At 63.6% G+C, this 2681-nt stretch carries 2 protein-coding genes; both read right to left on the bottom strand.

Features of this window, described 5'->3' with window-relative positions; all coding sequences use genetic code 11:
* Positions 1-60: 60 nt before the first annotated feature.
* Positions 61-429, bottom strand: a complete 369-nt coding sequence (locus VFH65_RS08575; RefSeq protein ID WP_353320722.1) for a DsrE family protein — start codon at positions 427-429, stop codon at positions 61-63.
* Positions 430-542: 113 nt separating this feature from the next.
* The coding region (locus VFH65_RS08580; protein ID WP_353320723.1) for a helix-turn-helix transcriptional regulator at positions 543-2681 on the bottom strand (2139 nt) is incomplete at its 5' end.

Genomic DNA, 2681 nt, shown 5'->3' on the forward strand with positions numbered 1-2681 from the left:
TCAATGTGTTCACTTCATTCTCCTTCAAATAGTGCCAGGGCAACGGTTGCCCATCGTCGCTTAGAAACTGAAAGTCGTTGCGCCGTCGCCGATCCACTCCCATAGCTGGACGGTGCCGCCGGCGTCAGCACCCGCGATGAAGTTGCCGGCGTCGAGCTTCTTGGCGTTGATGCAGAGCGGGCAAACCAAGTAACGGCCGCCCGCGCGCTCGTACCGGTCCATCAATTCGGGCAGTGGCGGGCAACCGTCACAGGCGGTGCCGACGCCAACACCCGGAACAGCGAGGCGCACAGCCTCTTTCGTCAGGAACATCATCGTCGGGCGGCCCGCCTCGGCGGCGCCGAGTGCCACCAGAAAGGCCACCGTCACGCGCTCGGGGTCCTCCAAGCCGGTCGTGAGGCTGATCGCGGCCTTGTTACTGCTGTTCACGTAGTCCTCCTCAAGAGTTGTCTGTCGACAAGGAGGACGGTATGGACGAATCGGGTCCGCGGAATCGGTAGTTATTGCCTACTTTGGCGCCGACACCGTACGGTTGCGACCCGTCAAGAGAGGATGCCCAACTCGCGAGCCTTACGGATGGCATCGCGTCGCCCTGAGACGTCAAGTTTGGCAAGAATGGCGGCGACATGATGGTCGACTGTCCTGACCGACAGGTAAAGCCGGTCGGCGAGTTCGGCGTTGGTCAGCCCCTCATCAATGAGCCGCAGCACCTCAACTTGCCGCGACGTCAATCCGGCGGCGTTTGTCAGAGTGGTCGAGCGACGACGAGCGGGTACCACCGTCAGACCGCTCGACCGCAGGTCGCGTCGGACTTTGGCGGCGACGGCAGCAGCACCCAGTCGGTCAAGCACATCGAGGCCGCGGCGGGCGAGACCGACATCACCGGAGTCCACAAGCGCGAGCGCCGCCTCATAAGGCATTGAGAGCCGGTGGAATTCATCGGCTGCCGCCTCGAAGGCCCCGTCGAGCAACATCCGATACGGCCCTGTAGCTCGATCGGCATCGATGCTGGGATCGATGCGGTGCAGCCACATCGCCAGATCACCGATCGCCATGTTGGCGCCATCAACGGGGCAGCTGTCGAGCAGCGTGCGACAAGCGTCGAGTCGGTCGTCGGGGGTACCCGTCAACCAAGCCTGTTCGGCGATCGCCGCCGCGGGAAACAAGCGCATGTGTTCACCAAATGTGCAGTAGGCCCGCCATGCGTCGTCGATACCGTCGACCGCCGCACCGTCGCGTCGAAGAGAAATGAGCGTCCGAACAACCAGCGGCCAGCTGCGGGCCAGTGGTGCGCTCGGACCGCCGAGCACGGTGTCGGCATCAATGGCCGCATCGTCCCAATCGCCCACCAGTAGTTCGAGTCTGGCGCGCACTGCGCGTAGCCACGACCAAACGAACGGCGCATCGCGTTCGACGCTCACCGAAATGCTGATGTCCAGCGGCTCCGCCAACTGGTCGAGTCGTCGCTGCTCAATGTCGAGTAATGCCAGGATGGTGCACCCATACGCGTGGATAGCATCCTCAAAGAGTTCGGCCGCCGCCCTGATGCTCGACAATATCCTGTCGCGCGCGTCATCCTCTCCGGCGAGCCCGCCACTGTAGCCTTCGATTATCGCAACGCGTATGGCGAGCGCTGGATCGTCGTCCTGCTCCACGCACTCTCGCGCTTGGGATAACAGCGCGTCCGCGCGTCTGAGATCGCTTGACATGACTGCGAAGTAAGCCTGCGTCGCGAGTGCATTGCCGAGTAGCCCGCGCGCTAGTTGGCTTCCGGGTGCGATCTGGCCGTCGAGTACGGCGACTGCTTTCGCTGCATGGTGTTCAGCCGTCGAGAGGTTTGCGTTAAACGACTCGTACAACGCCAGCGCGTGGTGATTCGCGCTCACCGACGCGGCGGCGCCCAGTGACTCGCGAAGATCCAACGCTCGCCGACGTGCCGCGATCGCGTCATCCAACCGATCGGTCAGGTAGTACTCATCGGCGAGCAGTTCAAGTAGCTCGGCTTCGCGGTCCGATGGCAACACACCGCCCTCGGACAGCGCGGTCTGATAGAACTCCGCAGCTTGCGTGTGCGCACCGGCTCGCGCTGCGGCTGTACCGGCATCGAACGCGGCGCGGAGGACACGTGTGCGATCGCCAGCGCCGAGCGCATGATGGGTCAAGACGGCCGGATCCTGTTGCGGCACCGTCTCATACGCGTGGATCAGCCTGCGGTGCACTTCGACTTCCGCACCTGGCGGGATGACGCTGACCACCGCGAGCCGGCATAGGTCGTGACGGAACGCCACGCCACGATCTGTGCGCCGGATGAGCTTGGCCTCATTGAGAGCGCGCAGCGCGGGCACGGTGACTCCGAGATCACTGAGAAGATAATCTGGGATTCCTTGTGGCGCGCATGCTAATAGGTACAGCACGTCCCAGGCGGCGACTTCTAGGCCGACGGTGCGGGCCAGAATCGCATCCCGCACGGTCGTCGGCAGATCTTCGCCGATGTGGTCGAGCATCTCGACGATGAAGAAGGCGTTGCCATCCGTAATGCGGTGTAGCCAAACGGGATCGACGGGACAGTCGCCGACCAACTCGGCGGTCGCTTCAAGGCTCAGCGGCGCCAACGCGAGGGTCGTCGCAACCGTGGAACGTGCGACATCGCCGAGCAGCGAGCGCATCGGATGGGTCACCCC

Source organism: Mycobacterium sp., assembly GCF_035697385.1.
Classification (GTDB): domain Bacteria; phylum Actinomycetota; class Actinomycetes; order Mycobacteriales; family Mycobacteriaceae; genus Mycobacterium.